The sequence below is a fragment of the Nocardioides sp. genome, from assembly GCF_014360585.1.
GTDB lineage: Bacteria > Actinomycetota > Actinomycetes > Propionibacteriales > Nocardioidaceae > Nocardioides.
Window position 1 is genome coordinate 60,460 of the sequence record NZ_JACIXG010000012.1, and the last position, 17,009, is coordinate 77,468.

General features: G+C 69.3%; 21 protein-coding genes. 5 read left to right on the forward strand and 16 right to left on the reverse strand.

All coding sequences use genetic code 11. The features are described 5' to 3' along the window. Positions 1 to 68: 68 nt before the first annotated feature. The 5 genes from H5T77_RS06455 to H5T77_RS06475 all read right to left on the reverse strand — a co-directional run bounded on the left by H5T77_RS06455 (position 69) and on the right by H5T77_RS06475 (position 4,230). On the reverse strand, positions 69 to 1,133 hold the full coding sequence (locus H5T77_RS06455; protein WP_292646583.1) for a vWA domain-containing protein: 1,065 nt from the start codon (positions 1,131 to 1,133) through the stop codon (positions 69 to 71). Continuing rightward, complete coding sequence (locus tag H5T77_RS06460) at positions 1,124 to 1,627, reverse strand: hypothetical protein (protein ID WP_292646586.1); 504 nt, start codon at positions 1,625 to 1,627, stop codon at positions 1,124 to 1,126. The genes H5T77_RS06455 and H5T77_RS06460 overlap by 10 nt, the downstream gene beginning before the upstream one ends. Then, the gene (locus H5T77_RS06465) at positions 1,614 to 2,501 is read right to left on the reverse strand and encodes a DUF58 domain-containing protein (RefSeq protein WP_292646589.1); all 888 of its coding nucleotides are present in this window, start codon (positions 2,499 to 2,501) and stop codon (positions 1,614 to 1,616) included. Before H5T77_RS06465 ends, H5T77_RS06460 begins: the two co-directional genes overlap by 14 nt. 11 nt (positions 2,502 to 2,512) lie before the next feature. Then, positions 2,513 to 3,526, reverse strand: coding sequence for an AAA family ATPase (locus H5T77_RS06470; RefSeq protein ID WP_292646592.1), 1,014 nt, complete (start codon positions 3,524 to 3,526; stop codon positions 2,513 to 2,515). A 92-nt stretch (positions 3,527 to 3,618) separates the two neighbouring features. Then, the gene (locus tag H5T77_RS06475; protein WP_292646594.1) at positions 3,619 to 4,230 is read right to left on the reverse strand and encodes an alpha-ketoglutarate-dependent dioxygenase AlkB; all 612 of its coding nucleotides are present in this window, start codon (positions 4,228 to 4,230) and stop codon (positions 3,619 to 3,621) included. A 90-nt stretch (positions 4,231 to 4,320) separates the two neighbouring features. On the opposite strand from H5T77_RS06475, the gene H5T77_RS06480 reads away from it, so the two are divergent. Next, complete coding sequence (locus H5T77_RS06480) at positions 4,321 to 5,091, forward strand: GntR family transcriptional regulator (protein WP_292646597.1); 771 nt, start codon at positions 4,321 to 4,323, stop codon at positions 5,089 to 5,091. 15 nt (positions 5,092 to 5,106) lie between these two features. Here the strand turns inward: H5T77_RS06480 and H5T77_RS06485 are convergent, their stop codons facing one another. After that, the gene (locus H5T77_RS06485; protein ID WP_292646599.1) at positions 5,107 to 5,457 is read right to left on the reverse strand and encodes a hypothetical protein; all 351 of its coding nucleotides are present in this window, start codon (positions 5,455 to 5,457) and stop codon (positions 5,107 to 5,109) included. Between the two features lie 72 nt (positions 5,458 to 5,529). Between H5T77_RS06485 and H5T77_RS06490 the strand changes: the two genes are divergently transcribed. Continuing rightward, on the forward strand, positions 5,530 to 5,796 hold the full coding sequence (locus H5T77_RS06490) for a DUF4031 domain-containing protein (protein WP_292646602.1): 267 nt from the start codon (positions 5,530 to 5,532) through the stop codon (positions 5,794 to 5,796). A gap of 125 nt (positions 5,797 to 5,921) precedes the next feature. Here H5T77_RS06490 and H5T77_RS06495 read toward each other — a convergent pair whose 3' ends face one another. The 8 genes from H5T77_RS06495 to H5T77_RS06530 all read right to left on the reverse strand — a co-directional run bounded on the left by H5T77_RS06495 (position 5,922) and on the right by H5T77_RS06530 (position 12,660). After that, a complete protein-coding gene (locus H5T77_RS06495; RefSeq protein ID WP_292646607.1) occupies positions 5,922 to 7,166 on the reverse strand; it encodes an MFS transporter in 1,245 nt (414 codons plus the stop codon). A 58-nt stretch (positions 7,167 to 7,224) separates the two neighbouring features. Continuing rightward, entirely contained in the window at positions 7,225 to 7,824 is a 600-nt protein-coding gene (locus tag H5T77_RS06500) for an HD domain-containing protein (RefSeq protein ID WP_292646610.1), read from the reverse strand. 17 nt (positions 7,825 to 7,841) lie between these two features. Continuing rightward, positions 7,842 to 9,038, reverse strand: coding sequence for a phosphoglycerate dehydrogenase (gene serA / locus H5T77_RS06505; RefSeq protein WP_292646613.1), 1,197 nt, complete (start codon positions 9,036 to 9,038; stop codon positions 7,842 to 7,844). Positions 9,039 to 9,136: 98 nt separating this feature from the next. Further along, positions 9,137 to 9,997 (reverse strand): L,D-transpeptidase family protein, encoded by an 861-nt coding sequence (locus H5T77_RS06510; protein ID WP_292646616.1) that lies wholly within the window; start codon positions 9,995 to 9,997, stop codon positions 9,137 to 9,139. A 124-nt stretch (positions 9,998 to 10,121) separates the two neighbouring features. Next, positions 10,122 to 10,778: an exonuclease domain-containing protein gene (locus H5T77_RS06515; RefSeq protein ID WP_292646618.1), complete on the reverse strand. Its 657-nt coding sequence runs from the start codon at positions 10,776 to 10,778 to the stop codon at positions 10,122 to 10,124. 133 nt (positions 10,779 to 10,911) lie between these two features. Beyond that, positions 10,912 to 11,322, reverse strand: a complete 411-nt coding sequence (locus tag H5T77_RS06520; RefSeq protein WP_292646620.1) for a hypothetical protein — start codon at positions 11,320 to 11,322, stop codon at positions 10,912 to 10,914. A gap of 38 nt (positions 11,323 to 11,360) precedes the next feature. After that, positions 11,361 to 11,657, reverse strand: a complete 297-nt coding sequence (locus H5T77_RS06525) for a DUF2087 domain-containing protein (protein ID WP_292646623.1) — start codon at positions 11,655 to 11,657, stop codon at positions 11,361 to 11,363. A gap of 4 nt (positions 11,658 to 11,661) precedes the next feature. Continuing rightward, entirely contained in the window at positions 11,662 to 12,660 is a 999-nt protein-coding gene (locus H5T77_RS06530; protein WP_292646625.1) for a TIGR01777 family oxidoreductase, read from the reverse strand. A 112-nt stretch (positions 12,661 to 12,772) separates the two neighbouring features. On the opposite strand from H5T77_RS06530, the gene H5T77_RS06535 reads away from it, so the two are divergent. Both H5T77_RS06535 and H5T77_RS06540 read left to right on the forward strand, forming a co-directional pair. After that, entirely contained in the window at positions 12,773 to 13,363 is a 591-nt protein-coding gene (locus H5T77_RS06535; RefSeq protein ID WP_292646628.1) for a hypothetical protein, read from the forward strand. Further along, positions 13,360 to 13,983, forward strand: a complete 624-nt coding sequence (locus H5T77_RS06540) for a TetR/AcrR family transcriptional regulator (RefSeq protein WP_292646630.1) — start codon at positions 13,360 to 13,362, stop codon at positions 13,981 to 13,983. Before H5T77_RS06535 ends, H5T77_RS06540 begins: the two co-directional genes overlap by 4 nt. On the opposite strand, the gene H5T77_RS06545 is transcribed toward H5T77_RS06540, so the two are convergent. Next, a complete protein-coding gene (locus tag H5T77_RS06545; RefSeq protein ID WP_292646633.1) occupies positions 13,980 to 14,303 on the reverse strand; it encodes a hypothetical protein in 324 nt (107 codons plus the stop codon). The two genes, H5T77_RS06540 and H5T77_RS06545, sit on opposite strands and share 4 nt — an antisense overlap. 77 nt (positions 14,304 to 14,380) lie before the next feature. Beyond that, positions 14,381 to 15,622, reverse strand: a complete 1,242-nt coding sequence (locus H5T77_RS06550; RefSeq protein WP_292646635.1) for an HNH endonuclease signature motif containing protein — start codon at positions 15,620 to 15,622, stop codon at positions 14,381 to 14,383. A 505-nt stretch (positions 15,623 to 16,127) separates the two neighbouring features. Between H5T77_RS06550 and H5T77_RS06555 the strand changes: the two genes are divergently transcribed. Then, positions 16,128 to 16,733: a class I SAM-dependent methyltransferase gene (locus H5T77_RS06555; protein ID WP_292646638.1), complete on the forward strand. Its 606-nt coding sequence runs from the start codon at positions 16,128 to 16,130 to the stop codon at positions 16,731 to 16,733. Positions 16,734 to 17,009 lie beyond the last annotated feature (276 nt).

The following is a 17,009-nucleotide window of genomic DNA, read 5'->3' on the forward strand; positions in this document are numbered from 1 at the left end:
CGTAGCGCAAGCGCCAGAATACGGACGCGGCCCGATGAAAGCTTCGTTGATCGCTCGCTGACGCTCGCTCATCGGCCCACCTCGCTCGGTGGCCGAGGCTGCGGGCCCGGCTGAGGCATTGGCCGGGGTCCCGGGGACAGCCGCCCGGAACGGACCAGGGCGTAGACCCACCCGGCAGCCAGCATGAGAACGCCCACGACGATCAGGACGATCGGCCAGCCGGGAGCGTCGCGGATCTGATACTTCGGCGGCTCGACGACCTCGTCGGCGGAGAGCCGGTCGATGCCGGCCAGGATCGAGTCGATGGAGTTGCTGTCGCCGAGCAGCGAGAAGGTGCCACCGGTGTCGGTCATCGCCTTGTCGAAGGTGGCCCGCTTGTCCTCCTGGAAGCTGAGGTCGGCGGAGCCGATGCCGTAGAGCTGGACGTCGCGTTCCCTGGCGAACTCGGTGGCCTCGGGCAGCGTGTAGACCGGCGGGCCGCCCTGCGGGTCGTTGTCCGAGGCGACGATGACCGCCCGGCCGCGCTCGGAGTTGGACAGGTCGAAGCGCTTGACGCAGGAGACGATCCCGTCGCTGATCAGGCTCGCCCGTTCTTTGCCGAGGTAGGTGCCGGCGACGTACTCCTGGTCGCCGAGGGCGAAGGCCCGGCCGGCCCGGGCCAGCTCGTCCTGGACCCAGCCGTAGTCGTCGGTGAGCGGGAAGACCGTGACCGCGGCGTCGCTCCACAGGACCAGGCTGACCCGCTCGCCGTTGAGGCTGGAGACGAGTTCGGAGTAGGCCTGGGTGACCTGGGTGTCCTCGTCGAACATCGAGGTCGAGGCGTCCAGACAGAGCACGATGTCGCGGGTGGAGTAGCGGTTCTGGGTGATGTCGGTGGTCTGCGGACGGGCGATCAGCCAGATGCACCCGACGACCGCGAGCACGATCCCGGCGGTCTGCCACCAGGACAGCCAGCGCTGCTGGGTCGCGAGCTCGCGGAACCGGGGGAGACGCTTGAGCCGCGCGGTGTGGGCGACGAACACCGCGTCGATCGGGCGGCGGTGCACCCGGGCGGCGAGGACGACGATCGCCGCGGCCGCGACGACCGTGATGACCAGCACGATCGCGCCGAGGACGGGCCACTTCAGGTCCATGTCGTCACCACCTGACGGGCCCGGTCCAGCGCCTCGGGGAGACGCTCGGCAGCCTGGCCCTCCTCCTCGGAGGCGAATGCGGGCGGGTACATCACCTCGACCGCCATCGCCAGGGGGCGGGTGCGGGGGTCGCTGCGTACGGTCGCCTTCAGGTCGGCGAGGACCATCTTGTCCGCCGGGATCTGGCTGACCTCGGCGACGTAGTCGCGCACCGTGCGGCTCAGGTGCTGGTGGCCGACCCGAGCCGGTACGTCGCCGCGGTGCACGGCCCGCTCGATCCGGTCGATCTCGGCCAGGTGCTCGGCGCGGAGATCACGAGGCTCGGGGACCCAGGGCGTCTCGACCTCGACCACCGGCGGACGCTCGCGGGTCAGCAGGACGACCGCGAGGTAGTAGAGGGCCACCGCGGCGAGCAGCGCGAGCGCGAGCACCAGCCACCACCCCGAGTGGGCGATGGGCTGCTGGAACTCCTCCGGGACGCTACCGGCGCGCATGCCGGTGCCTCTCCAGGAGGTGGAAGACCGCGCCGATGGCGGTGGCGTCGTCCTGCACCCGCTGGTAGGCGATGCCCAGGCGGTCCAGGGTGCTGCGCAGGCCGTGCTCCTCGGCGGCGGCCAGCTCGGCGTACTGCGCCTGGAGCGCCGCGTCACCGCTGAGCCAGCCCGGCAGGGCGGAGGTGGTGTCGATGTCGACCGTCGGCGCGCCACCCGCCACGGCGGTGGTGGGGTCGAGGTCGTCGATGCCGGCGACCAGGACCTCGTGCTGGACCGTGAGTCGGCGCAGGATCGCGGCCATCTCGTCGCTGACCGAGTGCTCGTCGGTGACCACGAGCAGGATCGCGCGGCGGCGTACGTTGGTGGCGATGTGGCGCAGGACCGCGACGATGTCCGCCTCGGCGGCATCAGGACTGATCGCATCGTGGGCCTGCCCCAGGGCCCGCTCGAGCGCGACCTCGGTGTCGGCGGGCTTGGTGAGCTTCTGGGTCGCCGAGTCGCCATAGGCGACCGCGACCTTGTCGCCGTGGCGTACGCCCAGCCAGCCGACCAGGCCGGCGGTGAAGACGGCGATGTCGCGCTTGGTCGTGGTGCCGGTCGCCTGTGCCGCCATGCTCCGGCCCGTCGAGATCGCCAGCAGCACCAGATGCTGGCGCTCGGCGGTGAACCGCTTGACCAGCAGGCTCCGCGAACGGGCCGTCGCCTTCCAGTCGATGTCCTTCACGTCGTCACCGGGGACGTACTCGCGAAGGTCGTGGAAGTCCATGCTGCGCCCGGTCTGGATGCTGGCGTACTCCCCGTCCAGCAGGCCCACCACCTTGCGGTGGGCGTGGATCATCAGCCGCGTGCGGATCCGGGGAAGGTACGTCGCCATGGCTGTGCCACTCAGGGGCTCGGGACAGCGCGGACCAGCGCGTCGACCAGCATCTCGGGCTGGACCTTCTCGGCCAGCGCCTCGAAGCTGAGGTGGAGCCGGTGACGCAGGATGCTGTGGCGTAGCTCGCGCACGTCCTCGGGCGTGACGTAGGAGCGGCCGAGCAGCAGCGCCGCCGCGCGCGACGCCTGCAGGAACGCGATCGACGCACGCGGGGACGCCCCGATCTCGACGTAGGAACCGGTCTCCGGCCCGAGAAGCTGGGAGGCATTGCGGGTGGCCTGGACGAGGGCGACGATGTAGCGCTTGATCGCGGGGTCGACGTAGACGCGCTTGGCCAGCTCCTGGAGCCAGATCACGTCGTCGGGGTCGGCGACCGGACGGGTCACCTCGTGGTCGGGCCCGAGCGTGCCGGCCTCGATGCGCTCCAGGACGACGAGCTCCTCGCCGTCGCTGGGGTAGTTGACGATCTCCTTGAGCAGGAACCGGTCCATCTGCGCGTGGGGGAGGACGTAGGTGCCCTCCTCCTCGATCGGGTTCTGCGTGGCGAGCACCATGAACGGGCGCGGCAGCGGGTGGATGTGGCCCGCGATGCTCGTCTGGCGCTCCTGCATCGCCTCGAGCATGGCGCTCTGGGTCTTGGCGGAGGAGCGGTTGATCTCGTCGAGCAGCACGAAGTTGGCGTGCACCGGGCCGAGCTGGGTCTCGAACTCGTGGTTGCGCTGGTCGTAGACCTGGGTGCCGATGATGTCGCTCGGCAGCAGGTCGGGAGTGCACTGGATCCTGGAGAACTTCGCCTCGACCGTCTGCGACAGCGTCGCCGCGGCCAGCGTCTTGGCCAGCCCGGGGACGCTCTCGAGCAGGACGTGACCCTCGGAGAGGAGCGCGATCAAGAGCGCTGTCCTGAGCCGCTCCTGGCCGACCACACGACTGCTGAAGGCGGTGCTGATCCGCCCGACGATCTCCTTCGCCCTGGCGATCTCCTCCGCGGACGGCGGGGCGAGGGGCGGTGCGGTGGTGGTCAAGGCGGCTCCAGAGGCGTCGGCTGTCAGTCCCATCCTTTCCTACCAGCGTACGGACCGCATCTGGGACCCCGCCTCAGAGGACCCGCAACCTCTCAGAAGACGTTGCGGGGACGGAACTGGACCGAGATCCGGGGGCCTGCGGAGGAGACCTTGGGGATGGCGTGCTCCCAGGTGCGCTGGCAGGAGCCGCCCATGACGACGAGGTCGCCGTGGCCCATCTGGATGCTCATGCCCTTGCCGCCGCCGGTGGGTCGCAGGGCGAGGCGGCGGGGGTCGCCGACGGAGACGATCGCGACCATCGTGTCGTTGGTGCGGCCCCGGCCGATCTTGTCGCCGTGCCAGGCGACCGAGTCGTGGCCGTCGCGGTAGTAGCAGCAGCCCGCGCTCACGAACGGCTCGCCGAGCTCGGGCAGGTAGTGGGCGGTGAGGCGGCCGCGCGCCTCCGCCAGACGTGGGTGAGGGAGAGGGTCGCCCTGCAGGTAGGTGTGCAGGAGCCGGGGCACGTCGACGACGCGGTCGTACATCTGGCGGCGCTCCTCGCGCCACGGGACGTCGTTGACCAGAGCCGAGAAGACGTCGTCGGGATCGGGCAGCCAGCCGCGGGCGATGTCCACCCAGGCTCCGCGGCCCAGCTGGATCCGCTCGTAACTCGTCTCGGCGGTCTCGTCGTCTGTGGGGGCGAAGAGGGTTCCCTGGAAGTCCACCCTCGCAGCATACCTCGTGATCGAACATGTGTTCTAGTGAAGAACGGACATCCATGTTTCGTTGCAGTTGACCTGCCTCATCTCGATGCAATGTCACAACTTGACAAAGTTCGGGACGTACGCGAGGCGTACACCTACGCTCGCCTCATGGTCCGGTCGGTCGAGGGTGAGCGTTCCCTCAAGCACGTCCAGATCCGGGAGTACGTCCGGGAGCTGGTCGTCGGCGAGAGCCCGGGGGCGGCGGCTCCCTCCGAGCGTGAGCTGGTCCAGAAGTTCAGCGTCGCCCGGGCCACCGTGCGACAGGCGCTCGAAGCGCTCGTCGCCGATGGTCTGCTGGTCCGGATCCCGGGTCGGGGGACCTTCGTGGCGCGTCCGCCGAGGGCGGCCAGCTCGGTGCTCGGGTTCAGCGAGGAGATGGCTCGCCGAGGGATGCAGGCATCCTCCGAGACGCTCCTGCTCGGTCGGGAGAAGGCCGGACCCACGATCGCTCGCGCGCTGGCTCTCGAGGAAGGTGCGGCGGTCGTCCACTGGCGCCGGCTGCGTCGCGGCGACGGGGTGCCGATCTGTATCGAGGACGTCTACCTCGACGAGTCGATCCTGCCCCATCTGCTCGAACGCGCCACCCCGCCCAGTCTCTACGCCGAGCTCGCCAGCCGCCAGCTGCGGCCGTCCTGGGCCGACGACACGTTCCGCGCCGACGTGGCCAACATCGAGGAGGCCACGCTGCTCGGCCTCTCGGTCGGCGTGCCCGTGCTGCGCAGGCGGCGGAAGTCGGTCTCGGGGGACCGCTACGTCGAGGTCTGCCGCTCGGTCTACCGGGCAGACCGCTACGCGCTGCACCTGCAGCTCGGTCCGTCCTGACGCTGAGGGCTGGGCTCAGAGGTCGCCGAGCGGGGCGACGACGTCGCCGCTCTCCTCGCAGATCCAGATCGGGTCCGGGCCACCCAGGTCGGGTGTGATGTGCAGCGAGTGCACCGGCGACTCGGGCGGACAGATGGTGCACACCGGCCAGCGCTCGGAGACCTCGCCGTCGAAGAGCAGGTCCTGCACGTCCTGGGCGACCAGGCCGGCGACGTACGCCTTGCCCTCCGGCCACTGCTCCACCCACCAGCCGCGCTCGGTCATCGCGTCCTCGAGGGCGGAGACGGCGGCTGCGCCGGCGAGCCCGCGGGCATCGAGGTCGTGGAGCACCCTCGCCCGAGCCTCGAACAGCACTGTCGTGTTCATCACGGACCATTCTTGCCCACCGGTCAAGGAGCCGCCATGCGCGATCGTTGGCGATCGCGGACAATCCTCCCTGTGATCCTCATCGACCCGCCGAACGTCCCCAGTCGCGGCCGGATGTGGTCGCACCTGGCCAGCGACACCTCCTACGAGGAGCTGCACGCCTTCGCGAGCCGCCTGGGCATCCCCGCCCGTGGGTTCGACCGGGACCACTACGACGTCCCGGCCGAGGCGTACGACGACCTGGTCGCCGCCGGCGCCGTCGAGGTCACCTCTCGGGACCTGGTCTCCGCGCTCCTCGCCGCCGGCCTGCGCCGCCGCAAGCCGCGCAGACTGCGCTAGCCGAGACGTCACTCCCGTCGGTCGAGACGTCGCTCCGGTCGGTCGAGACGTCGCTCCGGTCGGTCGAGACGTCGCTCCGGTCGGTCGAGACGTCACTCCGGTCGGTTGAGGCGGCGTCGCTGTGACTACTCGGCCGGCGCGGGTGCCTTCTCGCCCGGCGGGAGCGACGCCTCGGTGGGGTCGGACATCCGGCGGGTGGTGAGCCAGATGGCGGCCGCGATCAGCAGGCCGAGGCCGCCGCCGAGGATGAAGCCGCCCGGCCAGCCGATCAGGTCGATGGCGAACCCGGCCGCGGGGGCGCCGACGGCACTGCCGAGAGTGATGGCCGAGCCGTGCCAGCCCATGACCTCGCCGCGTACGGACGAGGGGACGTGGCGGGTGATCGCCTCGAGCGCCGCGGTCAGGGTCGGTGCGCAGAAGAAGCCGCTGAGCAGGAGCAGAACGGTGAAGGAGATCGGGTCCCAGGCGAACGCGGTGAGCACCGTCGTCGCGCCCAGCAGGACGAGCATCACCGATGTCGGCGGGTGGCTGTTGAGGGCGCCGTAGATGAGCGCGCCGAGCAGCGAGCCGAGTGCCCAGATGGCCATCACCAGACCGAGCAGGGGAGTCCGGTCGAAGTCGCGCATCGCGGCCACGGTGCCGAGGTCCTCGGCGATGAGGATGAGCGAGGCGGTGAAGGTGCCGGCGAGGAGCAGGGCGACGCCCGGGCTCAGCCACGACGGCGGCCTGAAGCGGCGAGCCCGTGCGCCGGTGTCGCTCGGGACCGCGTCGCTCGGGACGGTCGGATCACCGTCGGTGATCCTCGGATTGAGCAGCCACAGCAGCACGGCGGCCACGATGCCGAGCCACTGGATCATCAGCAACGCCCATGCCGTGCCGAAGTAGCTCGCGCCGAGGACGCCGAGGACCGGACCGACCATGAAGCCGAGCTCGGTCATGATCGCGTCGGCGCTGAGCGCCGCGGTGCGCTTCCCGGGGCCGACCGAGCGGATCATCACCTGACGCACGATCGAGAACGACGGGACGGTGAAGAGACCGGCGACGGCAACCAGCGCGAGCAGCGGAAGGTAGCCGACCCAGGGGGCGATCGACCAGGCGATCGGCAGGACGGCCAACGGCAGCAGGAGCGTACGCCGCAGGCCGAGGCGGTCGAGGAGCCGGCCGAGCCAGGGTGCGGAGATCGCCATCGCGATCGCGAGGGCTGTCGAGACCAGGCCGGCCTCGGCGTAGGAACGGTCCAGCGGGCCGACCACGTGGAGGGTCACGATCACCGCGGACGCCGGCATCGGGATCCGGAGGAACAGACCCAGCACGAGGATGCGGCGAACATCGGGAATCCGCCACAGATCGGCGTAGGTCTGGAAGCTCACCGAGAGATTCTGTCACCAAGGAGGCATCTGCAACCAATTGTTATTGATCAGGCGACAGTTATGTGGTCAGCGTCTCCATCTCGCCCGCGAGGTTGGCCCGAGCGGCAGCCTCCCAGCTGATCCTGGCGAAGGGTGTGGAGTAGAGCGACTCCTTCTCGAGGAGCCGCTCCAGGACCTGGGCGCGGCCGGCGCGGAACTCCTCGTCGGAGAGGTGCTGGTACTCCTCGCGGACGGTCGCGGCGTACTCCGCATACCGCTCCGCCGGGGCAGCCAGGATCGCCAGGTCGGCGTCGGAGAGCACCCGACCGCCGTGGTCGTCGGGCGCGGGATCGTGGGTCTCGGTGAGTCGCACGAGGCGGGCGACCTCGGCGACCGCGTCCGCGCCCAGGTAGGCGCCCAGCGCGTCCTCGGCCCAGGTGGCAGAGCGCTCCTCGGCGTCCCGCTCCCCGTCGTAGACGGAGTCGTGGAAGAACGCCGCCAGGGTGACGGTCAGCGGGTCGAAGCGCTCACCCTCCTCCCGCAGCTCCTCGATCCGGTCCAGCACCTCGGCGAGGTGCCGGCGGTCGTGATAGCGGCGGGTCGGCTCGTCGTACGCTGCCAGAATCTCACCGAGAAGTTCGGTCGCTTCGGGCAGCGGCCAATGTTGAGGGAGCTCCATGAGCCAGAACGCTAGCGTCAGGCCGGGTAGGCGCGCACCCACCGGGTGTGCGGGTTGCCTGCGATCTTCTCCAGCGTCGTCGGCGGTACGTCGGTCACGTCGGTGACCACGAAGCCGGTCTCACCGGCGGTGGCGAGGTACTGGCCGGTCACGTTGACGCCCTCGGCGGCGAGCAGGTTGTTGAGCTCGGCGAGCACGCCCGGGACGCTGTCGTGCAGCAGCGCGAGGCGCGCGCCCGCGCCCAGCGGCGGCGGCTGGACGGCGGGAAGGTTCACGCTCAGCGCGGTCGAACCGGAGCGGACGAAGTCGCCCAGCTTGCCGGAGACGAACCAGCCGATCTCCTCCTGGGCCTCCTGCGTGGAGCCGCCGACGTGCGGGGTCAGGATGACGTTGTCGAGGCCCTGCAGCGGGCTCTCGAAGGCGTCGCCCTGGGCCTTGGGCTCGATCGGGAAGACGTCGAGCGCGGCGCCGGCGATGTGGCCGGACTCGATGTGCTTGCGCAGCGCGTCGTTGTCGACGAGGAAGCCGCGCGCGGCGTTGATGAACAGCGAGCGCGGCTTCATCTTCGCGAACTGCTCCTCGCCGAACATGCCCAGGTTGCCGGGGCGTCCGTCGATGTGGATGGAGACGACGTCGGCCTTCTCCAGGAGCGCGTCGAGCGACTTCATCCGGCGCGCGTTGCCGTGGGCCAGCCGGTCGGCGATGTCGTAGAAGATGACGTACATCCCCAGCGCCTCGGCGACGTTGGACAGTTGGGTGCCGATGTTGCCGTAGCCGATGATGCCGAGCGTGCGGCCGCGGACCTCGTGGGAGCCCTTCGCGGACTTGTCCCAGACGCCGGCGTGCATCTTCTCGGTCTTCTCCGGCAGCCGGCGCGCCAGGGAGATGATGTAGCCGATGACCAGCTCGACGACCGAGCGGGTGTTGGAGTAGGGGGCGTTGAAGACGGCCACGCCGCGTTCGCCGGCAGCGACCAGGTCGACCTGGTTGGTGCCGATGCAGAAGCAGCCGATCGCCTTGAGCTCGGTGGCCGCGTCCAGCACTCGCGGGGTGATGTGGGTGTTGGACCGGATGCCGAGCAGCGTCACGCCCGGGAGAGCGGCTACCAGCTCGTCCTCGGAGAGCGACTTGCTACGCAGCTCGACCTCGAAACCGGCCCTCTCGAGGTTCTCGACAGCGACGGGATGGATGTTCTCCAGGAGCAGCGCCTTCATGGCTCAAGGGTAGGCCGTCGGCGTACGTGCCTGGAATCGTCGCCGAGGACCGGACAGCGCGGCGCTCCGGCTGTGCCCAGGAGCTGCTCAGGACAGGCTCAGGACCAGTAGATGACGACCCCGTCGCCGATGCCGACCTGGTTGTAGAGCGAGGTGATGGCGCCGTGGTCGCGCACGTTCACGCAGCCGTGGGAGGCGCCGTTGTAGCCGTTGGCGGCGAAGTCGGGGGAGTAGTGGACCGCCTGGCCCCCGGAGAAGAACATCGCGAAGGGCATCGGAGTCTTGTAGATGGAGGAGACGTGGTCGCGGCTCTTGGCGAAGACCGAGAACCGGCCCTCGCGCGTCGGCAGCTCCTGGGAGCCGAACCGCACCTCGACGCTCAGCTGCACGGTGCCGCCGACGACCCAGCGCAGCATCGAGGTGGACTTGTCGATGCACATCACCCGGCCGGTCAGACAGCGCGGATCGAGCTTGCCCGTGGGCACCGGCGGCGGGGCGTCGATCAGCTCGGCCTCGGTCGGCTCGCGGGTCATCGAGTGGAGCCGGTCGAGAGTGGTCTGGTCCACGAAGCCGGTGACCGCGATGCCGCGTTTGCCCTGGAAGCCGGAGACGGCCTCGGCGGTGACGTTGCCGTAGTAGCCGGTCACACCCGCGTTGAACCACCCGATCTGCTTCAGGCGCGCCTGCAGCTCTCGTACGCCGTCGCTGCTGTCACCTTCGCCGAGCAGCCGCGGACCCGAGGTCGGGGACGGCTTCGGCTCGGGCTTCGGCTTCGCGCTGGGAGTCGGTGTCGGGGTGGGGGTCGGGGTGGTGCTCGGCGAGGTCGAGGAGCTGGTCGAGGACACTGCAGCCGGTGAGGCCGTCGCCTCAGGGGTGGCGGCCGGCTCTGCAGCGCACGCCGTGAACGCGGTTGCCAGCAGGACGGCAAGCGCCCCTGCGATCGTTCCCCGCTTGACCATCTTCATCGCCTCGCTCCAGATCCTGGCCCTTCAAGATAGAACGGGCCGACGACCTACTGATGTGCGAACGGGGGTCTCCGGTTGCATTTTCTGCCGGAAATGTTCCGGATGCCGGGATGGTCTCTCAGCGGCCGGGGCGGCGGACCCGGCTGAACCAGCGACGCACGGTCCGCTTCAGCCGGTGTCGCGCGCTGTTGCACTCCACCAGGGGCAGCGCGAGGCCGACCCGGTCGGCATCGGCCAGCTCGCGCAACAGGATCTCCGCGGCCACCCGGGTGTCGTCGCCCGCGTCGTGCGCCCGCAGCTGCTCGACCGCGTAGTAGGCGGCGATCGTCGCCAACGACTTGTCGGCCACCTCCAGCGCGAGCGCCTTCGCGAACCTCATCGTGCACAGCCACTCCAGGACCTCGAGCCGTACGCCCGCGCGGTCCGACTCCACGGCCACGAACGCCCAGTCGAACGCGGCGTTGTGGGCGACGAAGACCCGGCCGGCGAGGCGCTCGGCGATCGTGGCGGCGACGTCTCGGAAGGGCGGGGCACCGGCGAGATCGGCGCTGGTCAGGCCGTGGACCTCGACCGGTCCCGGGTCCACGCCGGCGCCGGGGTTGACCAGGCTCTCCCACTCCGACTCGGCGGTGCCGTCGGCGGAGATCTGGCGGATGGCCACCTGGATCACCCGGTCGCGGTAGGGGTCGAGCCCGGTGGTCTCGACGTCGAGGACCGCATAGCCCCGTCGGCTGTCCGTGGCTCGGCTTCGGCCGCGTGATTCGGTGGTGGTCACACTGCTGACGCTATCGGTCACCACCGACACTCGAGCCTTGGCCGGCGCTTGCGTCGGCCAAACGCGAGAGGGTCGAGCGAGCGCAGCGACTGAGCTTGCGAAGTCGCGAAGCGGGTCGAGACCTACTGGATGATCAGATCGTCAGCGCCACGATGCCGGCGATGACGAGCACCACCACGACCAGCACAGCGACCAGCGCGAGCACGCCGGGCTTCTTCTGCTTGACGTGCCCGATCGCGCCCTTCTGGAACGTCGTGGCCGGTGCGGCGTAGAAGACCGGGACGGTGTGGCCCTCGGCGACGTCGAAGCTCAGCGACGCCTTGCCGAACTTCCAGGTCCACTGGGTGTACATCTCGACCGTCCAAGGCCCCGGCGGCACCGGGAACACGTTGCGGCCGTACTGCGTCGGCATCTGGTGGCCGTTGAGCATCACCGTCGGCACGATCATGTTCGAGGTCATGTGGCTGCCCTGGATGGTCAGGTCGATCCACCCTACGGGCGGCTGTCCGGGCGCTGGCTGGCCCGACTGGTCCGGCATCGTCATGGGGGGGATCATGCCCGATCCCCCGGAGCGGTGGTGGGTCAGATCTCCACACTGCCGCCGTCGCGCCAGTAGAAGCCGCCCTCGCGCATCATGAACCCCTCCTCGTGGACGTAGCGGCGCAGTGCGGCGACGTCGTCGTGGAAGGCTCGCAGGATCTCGTTGACCTCGCCCTCGGCGTAGACCTTCCCCAGCTCGAAGGACTGCGCGAGCTGGTTGAGCACCACCAGCAACTTGGCGTGCTTCGAGGGGATCGTCAGCAGCCGCCCGTCCTGGCCGAAGAACCGCCTCAGGGTCTCGGCGTCGTCGGGGCGGGGCTGCCAGGTCGCGCGGGTCACCTCTTCATCGTGGCTGATCCGGCTGGGCGATGCGACTGGTTTCTCTGCCGTGCCGTCGCCGTGCCCGGCTGACCAGGTCGTGGGCGGCGGATGCCCAGTCGGCGTACTCGAACTCGAAGCCCGCCTCCAGCAGCCGCCCCGGGACGACCCGACGGCTCTTGAGGAGCAGCTCGGTGTCCGTACGCAGCGCCCACGCTCCGATCTCCGCCATCCAACGGGTCGCGGGCAACCCGATCGGCATCCTGGCCTCCTTCCGCAGCGTGCGCATCAGGTCGCGCTGGGGCAGCGGCGCCGGGGCTGCCAGGTTGACCGGGCCGGCGATGTCGTCGCGCTCGCAGAGCAGGTCGCAGGCGCGTACGAAGTCGGCCTCGTGGATCCACGAGACGAACTGGTCACCGCCCGCGACGGGTCCGCCGAGACCGAGGCGGGCCATGGTGAGCAGTACGTCGAGGACGCCGCCCTTGTCGGGGCTCATCACCATCGCCGAGCGGAGCGCCACCTTGCGGGTGTGCGGCGTCGCCACCGCGGCCTGCTCTCCCTCCCAGCACTTGGCGATCCGTGTCGAGAACTCCCAGTAGGCGGGGGTGTCGGTCTCGTCGCCGCCGATGACGCCGGTCGCCTCGTCGTTGGGGGCGTCGAAGCGGTGGGCGTAGATCGTCGCGGTGCTCATCTGCAGCCACGTACGAGGGGGCGCCGACGCCTGCGCGATCGCCTCCCCGACGACCCGGGTCGACTCGACACGCGAGTCCATCATCTGCTTCAGGTTGGCGTCGGTGTAGCGGCAGCTGACCGTTCTGCCCGCGAGGTTCACCACGGCGTCCGCGCCGTCGATCTCGTCCGCCCAAGGGCCGATCGTCCGGCCGTCCCAGACCTGATGGCGTACACCTTCCTCCAGCTGCTCGGGGTGGCGCGAGAGCACCACGACCTCATGTCCACGAGTGCTCCAGGCACGCCGCAGGATGCCTCCGACCTGGCCGGTTCCACCGGGGATGACGATCTTCATGCTGCGACCATACGGCCTATTTGAGCGATCGCTCAAGAGATGCGCTACCTTGAATTTGAGCAATCGCTCAAATAGGTCGAAGGAGGTGTAGGTGGCTGATCGAATGTGGTCTGTGTTCTGGGCGTGGTGCCGATGGTGGTTCTTCGGAGTGGTGCTCGGTGTCGTCATCGGCGGAGGTGTGGGGAGCGCGCTGGCGCCGATCTTTGGGACGCTCGCTGGGGCTTGGTACGGCGGCATGGTCGGCGCCGTCGTAGGGCTGATCGAGTCGGTACTGGTTGCGCCGGCAGTGCTGTTGCCGTCGTCGCCGGCCGTCGACCGGATCTGGTCCGGCCTCGTGGGAATTGGGGTGACCTTCGCGCTGGGCTTCGCGATGTTCAACGCGGATGACGAGCCGGGCGCGGGAGGCGAGAGCATCGAGGTCCTGGTGGCCATCGCCGCCCTGTCCGGGGTGTTGGCGGCCTGGTTCGGCGAGGCGGTGACGCGCGGCGTACGGATTCCGCTTCCGCACATGGTGATTGGAGAGGTCGCCCTCGGCATGGTCTGCGGCGTCGGGTGCGCTGTGGTGGGTCTGTCCGATACCGGGGCGTCCGAGCCGGGGGTCGTTGCCGGGGTCATGCTGTTGGGACTCGCGTGCGGGGGCATACTCGGCTCCGTGCTGATCGTCTTCAACCTGCTCGTCGCCGCGGAGCCCGCCGCAGAATGAACCCCACCAAGGCCAAGCTGATGCTGGCGGTGACCGACCTGCTCAAGGAGGACGGCATCGCAGGGCTCTCGGCGCGGGCGATAGCGACCCGGGCGGACGTCAACCAGGCCCTGGTCTTCTACCACTTCGGCACCGTCACGGACCTCGTCGACCAGGCGTGCCGGGCCGCGACGGACGAGGCAGCGGCGTCCTACCGGGACGAGTTCGCGGAGGTGACGTCGTTGAGCGAGCTGCTGGATCTCGGCCGGGGTCTCCACGAGCGGGAGCGGGCCGCAGGCAACATCACGGTGATGGCCCAGCTCCTCGCCGGCGCGCAGCGGGACGAGACGCTGGCGGAGACGGCGCGCTACGCGCTGGGCCGGTGGAACGGCGAGATCGAGGCCGCGGTCGCACGTGCGTTGAGGGGAAGCCCGGTCGAGGACGTCGTGGACGCCCCCGGCCTCTCGCGCGCGGTCAGCGCAGCATTCATCGGCCTGCTCATGTACGACGGCGTAGACCGCCCCGGCGCCGACTCGGCCTTCACCTCCCTGGAGCAGCTCGGAGCGCTCGTCGAGGTCATCGAGGACCTCGGGCCCGCGGCCCGGCTCGTCCTCCGCTCCCGGCTCAAGGGCCGCGGCTAGCGCGACTCGTGCAGGCCGGGCTCCGTGAACGAGACCGGCTTGCCGGTGGCGCGGGCGTAGGCGATCTCCCTGCTCGTGGAATCCCCGATGTAGCCACCCGGGTTGACGACCAGTACCCGGTCGGCCAGGTCGATCTTCCGCAGGTGGAGGGCGTCCAGCGTGGTCTTCTGCTCCTCGGTGATCTCCGCGCTTGCTTCGCCCGCTTCGCCGGGCGCGAGGACAATGACGCCGGCGAAGGTCAGATCACGGTTCTCCACACGCATCTCCTCCACGAATCGCATGGAGCCGCAGATGCAGACGATCTCAGGTCGTTCGGGCACGCTCAGTCCTTCGGTCGAACGGGAAGCTGTCAGTGTGCATGCTGGCATCACGACCATCGGGTTGAGATCCGGTCGGCCTATCTACGTCTGGTGAAGCGGATGTCGCCGTTGGGCAGGCGCTCGTGGAGGTACGCCGCGTCGTGGGCACGGTGGTGGTGATGGGAGCAGAGCAGGGCTGCGTTGTCGAGGTCGGTGGGTCCGCCTTGTGCCCAGGCGAGCCAGTGGTGGGCTTCGGCCCAGGTGCCGGGGATGTCGCATCCCTCGGCCTCACAGGTCGCTGATCTCAGCAGGAGCGCTCGGCGTTGGGCGGCGGTGAAGAACCGTTCCTTGCGGCCAAAGTCGAGAACCTCAGAGGCACCACCGAGGACCGCGGGGATGATGTTCGCGGTGCAGGCCAGGCGGCGGGCCTCGGCTGCGGTGATGGGGCTGCCGCCGAGGATCTGGCCGATGCCGGTCTCGTTGCGGAGCTGGTCGAGGTCGATGGTCACGATCACCGTGGTCGCATCCCCGCCGTGGATCGGCAGCCTTGCCGGGTCGAGGGTCTCGAGCATCTGGCAGAACGCCCGCCCGAGCCTGCGGCCGTAGGGCAGGTACTCACCCGTGTCGGTGCGAGTCCCGTCATCACGTCGCGGGGAGGCGAACGCCTCCAGGTTGGTCGCCAACCGGTCCGCGGCAGCGTCCGGGATGACCGCGGAGATCCGCGTGGTCCCGTCGCCGATACGGCGCATCGTGAGCCGGGTCTTCTTCCTTGCGTGGGCTTCCTCGGCCGCGAGCCGCTTGGCTTCCTCGGCCTCGGCGATCTCCGGGGCGATGACGTCCAGGATCCTTCGTCCCAGGCGGCGTAGCCGAGACGGGTCGAACTCGGCCGCATGGCCGACCAGAGCCTCTTCGGCGTTCGCTCGGATCTCGGGGTCGAGATCGGCAGGCAGGTCGTCGAGAGCAGCCACGATCACCTGGGCTTGGGCAAGGTTGCACTTCCCCGCGCGCATCGCGGCGGCGACCCGGTGATAGGTCCGGTCCAGTGCGTGCGCGAGCCGGAGGTCGTCGCGCAGGGCCTCGGGGCGCTGGTGGGTGTGGTGATGCAGCCACGCGGCCACATCACGAGCCGCACTGTCCGCAGCCACATCATCGGCAGCGGCCATCACGCGTAGCTCGAGCTCCGCCAGCTGGGCTTTCGCCCGCGCGATCTCGACAAGCGTGGCTGCCTTCTGATCGGTCGCCATGAACGTCGGGTTCGCATCCGAGACCTCGTCGAGAGAGGCGGTGATCGCGACCACGGCCGCCAGCACAGGGTGCTGGGGCTGCTGCAGCGTGCTCAACGCGATGGTCACCTCCCGACGTACGAACTCAAAGGGCTTCCTGCGGATGCAGAATCCCTGCTTTGGTTCGCTGGTCCCGGAGGCCCGTCAAGTACGGGCTATTACTTACCCTCGCAGCTCAGCGCTCACGCCCCTGGATCCCCTGGAATACCCCACACCCGTTGTCTCCGGGGCTGAGAGGCACGCCTCTGTCGAGGTGGTCGGCCTTCACGTTCACGCCTACCCCCACCATAACATATTATGTGAGATGAGGGAAGGAAAGAGAACGAAAACCCAATCAGGGACAGGTATCCCAAACCCAACCCAGACCGCTGCTGGAAGTCCGCAAGACAGGTAAATGGCACCCAGCCCAGACACCCTGCTTCTAAATCTCCCGAGCCAGACACCGTATTGGCCCCACCCGTGCTGGAAGCCCACACGAGACCAAACGGACACACATCCAGCCAACCCACGCGCAGGCGGCAGCGAGTCCCCAACCCCGCAGAAGCGCTACCCTCGAGAACCGATGCTCATGACCAAGATCGCCGCCGCCTACGACAGCCGCGCAGCCGAATACATCGACCTCTTCGGACACATCGACCAGCTCGCCGAACAAGATCGCGACACGATCACCACCTGGCGAGACACCACGACCGGCCGCCTCCTGGACGCCGGCTGCGGCCCAGGCCTCTGGAGCCAGGAGCTCACCACGGAAGGCGTACGCGAGGTGGTTGGCCTCGATGCCTCCGCCGAGTTCATCACAGCAGCACGTGAACGCTTTCCGGCCATCGCCTTCCAACAGGCCGACCTCGCCGCCATTCCGCTGGAGGACCGGTCGGTCGGCGGCATCCTGGCGTGGTGCTCGATCATCCACACCCCGCCCGCTGACCTCCCCGCCATCCTGAGCGAGTTCGCCCGCGTCCTCTCCCCCGGCGGATCAGCGCTGATCGGCTACTTCGACGGCGAGCCCGGCGAGGCGTTCGACCACGCCGTGCACACTGCCTATTACTGGTCTGCAAAAGCGCTCGAAGACCTGCTCGCCGAGCACGGCTTCGTCGTCGAGCACGTGTCGACCAGACAGGATCCGGGCGCGCGTCGTCAGGGCGACCTGGTCGCGAGACTCATCGCCTGATCGCGGCTCGGCGTGACCCTCACGCAGCTTGAGGCTGAACGAGCTGGCCGAGGCGCACGACCACGGGATCCCGCTGAGTCCTGACGAGCAGGGTCTGCCTCGGACGGATGTTCGAGGCAGACCCCGGCTTCGCGGCTCATTACGACGGCATCGAGCCGGCCCTGGCCACCTGGCGCTGATCAGTAGTGGCGCACGCAGTCGCGCAGGGCGAGCGCGGTCTCCATGGCGGCCGCGGCGGCCTCGTAGCCCTTGTCCTCGCGGGATCCGTCCAGCAGA

What these genes read in the sequence shown, in the direction of transcription:
- H5T77_RS06555 (WP_292646638.1), top strand. Translation starts at nt 16,128, where the DNA reads ATGCTCATGACCAAGATCGCCGCCGCCTACGACAGCCGCGCAGCCGAA.
- serA (WP_292646613.1), bottom strand. Translation starts at nt 9,038, where the DNA reads ATGAAGGCGCTGCTCCTGGAGAACATCCATCCCGTCGCTGTCGAGAAC.
- H5T77_RS06500 (WP_292646610.1), bottom strand. Translation starts at nt 7,824, where the DNA reads ATGGAGCTCCCTCAACATTGGCCGCTGCCCGAAGCGACCGAACTTCTC.
- H5T77_RS06480 (WP_292646597.1), top strand. Translation starts at nt 4,321, where the DNA reads ATGTCACAACTTGACAAAGTTCGGGACGTACGCGAGGCGTACACCTAC.
- H5T77_RS06540 (WP_292646630.1), top strand. Translation starts at nt 13,360, where the DNA reads ATGAACCCCACCAAGGCCAAGCTGATGCTGGCGGTGACCGACCTGCTC.
- H5T77_RS06520 (WP_292646620.1), bottom strand. Translation starts at nt 11,322, where the DNA reads ATGACGATGCCGGACCAGTCGGGCCAGCCAGCGCCCGGACAGCCGCCC.
- H5T77_RS06460 (WP_292646586.1), bottom strand. Translation starts at nt 1,627, where the DNA reads ATGCGCGCCGGTAGCGTCCCGGAGGAGTTCCAGCAGCCCATCGCCCAC.
- H5T77_RS06485 (WP_292646599.1), bottom strand. Translation starts at nt 5,457, where the DNA reads ATGAACACGACAGTGCTGTTCGAGGCTCGGGCGAGGGTGCTCCACGAC.
- H5T77_RS06510 (WP_292646616.1), bottom strand. Translation starts at nt 9,997, where the DNA reads ATGGTCAAGCGGGGAACGATCGCAGGGGCGCTTGCCGTCCTGCTGGCA.
- H5T77_RS06530 (WP_292646625.1), bottom strand. Translation starts at nt 12,660, where the DNA reads ATGAAGATCGTCATCCCCGGTGGAACCGGCCAGGTCGGAGGCATCCTG.
- H5T77_RS06465 (WP_292646589.1), bottom strand. Translation starts at nt 2,501, where the DNA reads ATGGCGACGTACCTTCCCCGGATCCGCACGCGGCTGATGATCCACGCC.
- H5T77_RS06455 (WP_292646583.1), bottom strand. Translation starts at nt 1,133, where the DNA reads ATGGACCTGAAGTGGCCCGTCCTCGGCGCGATCGTGCTGGTCATCACG.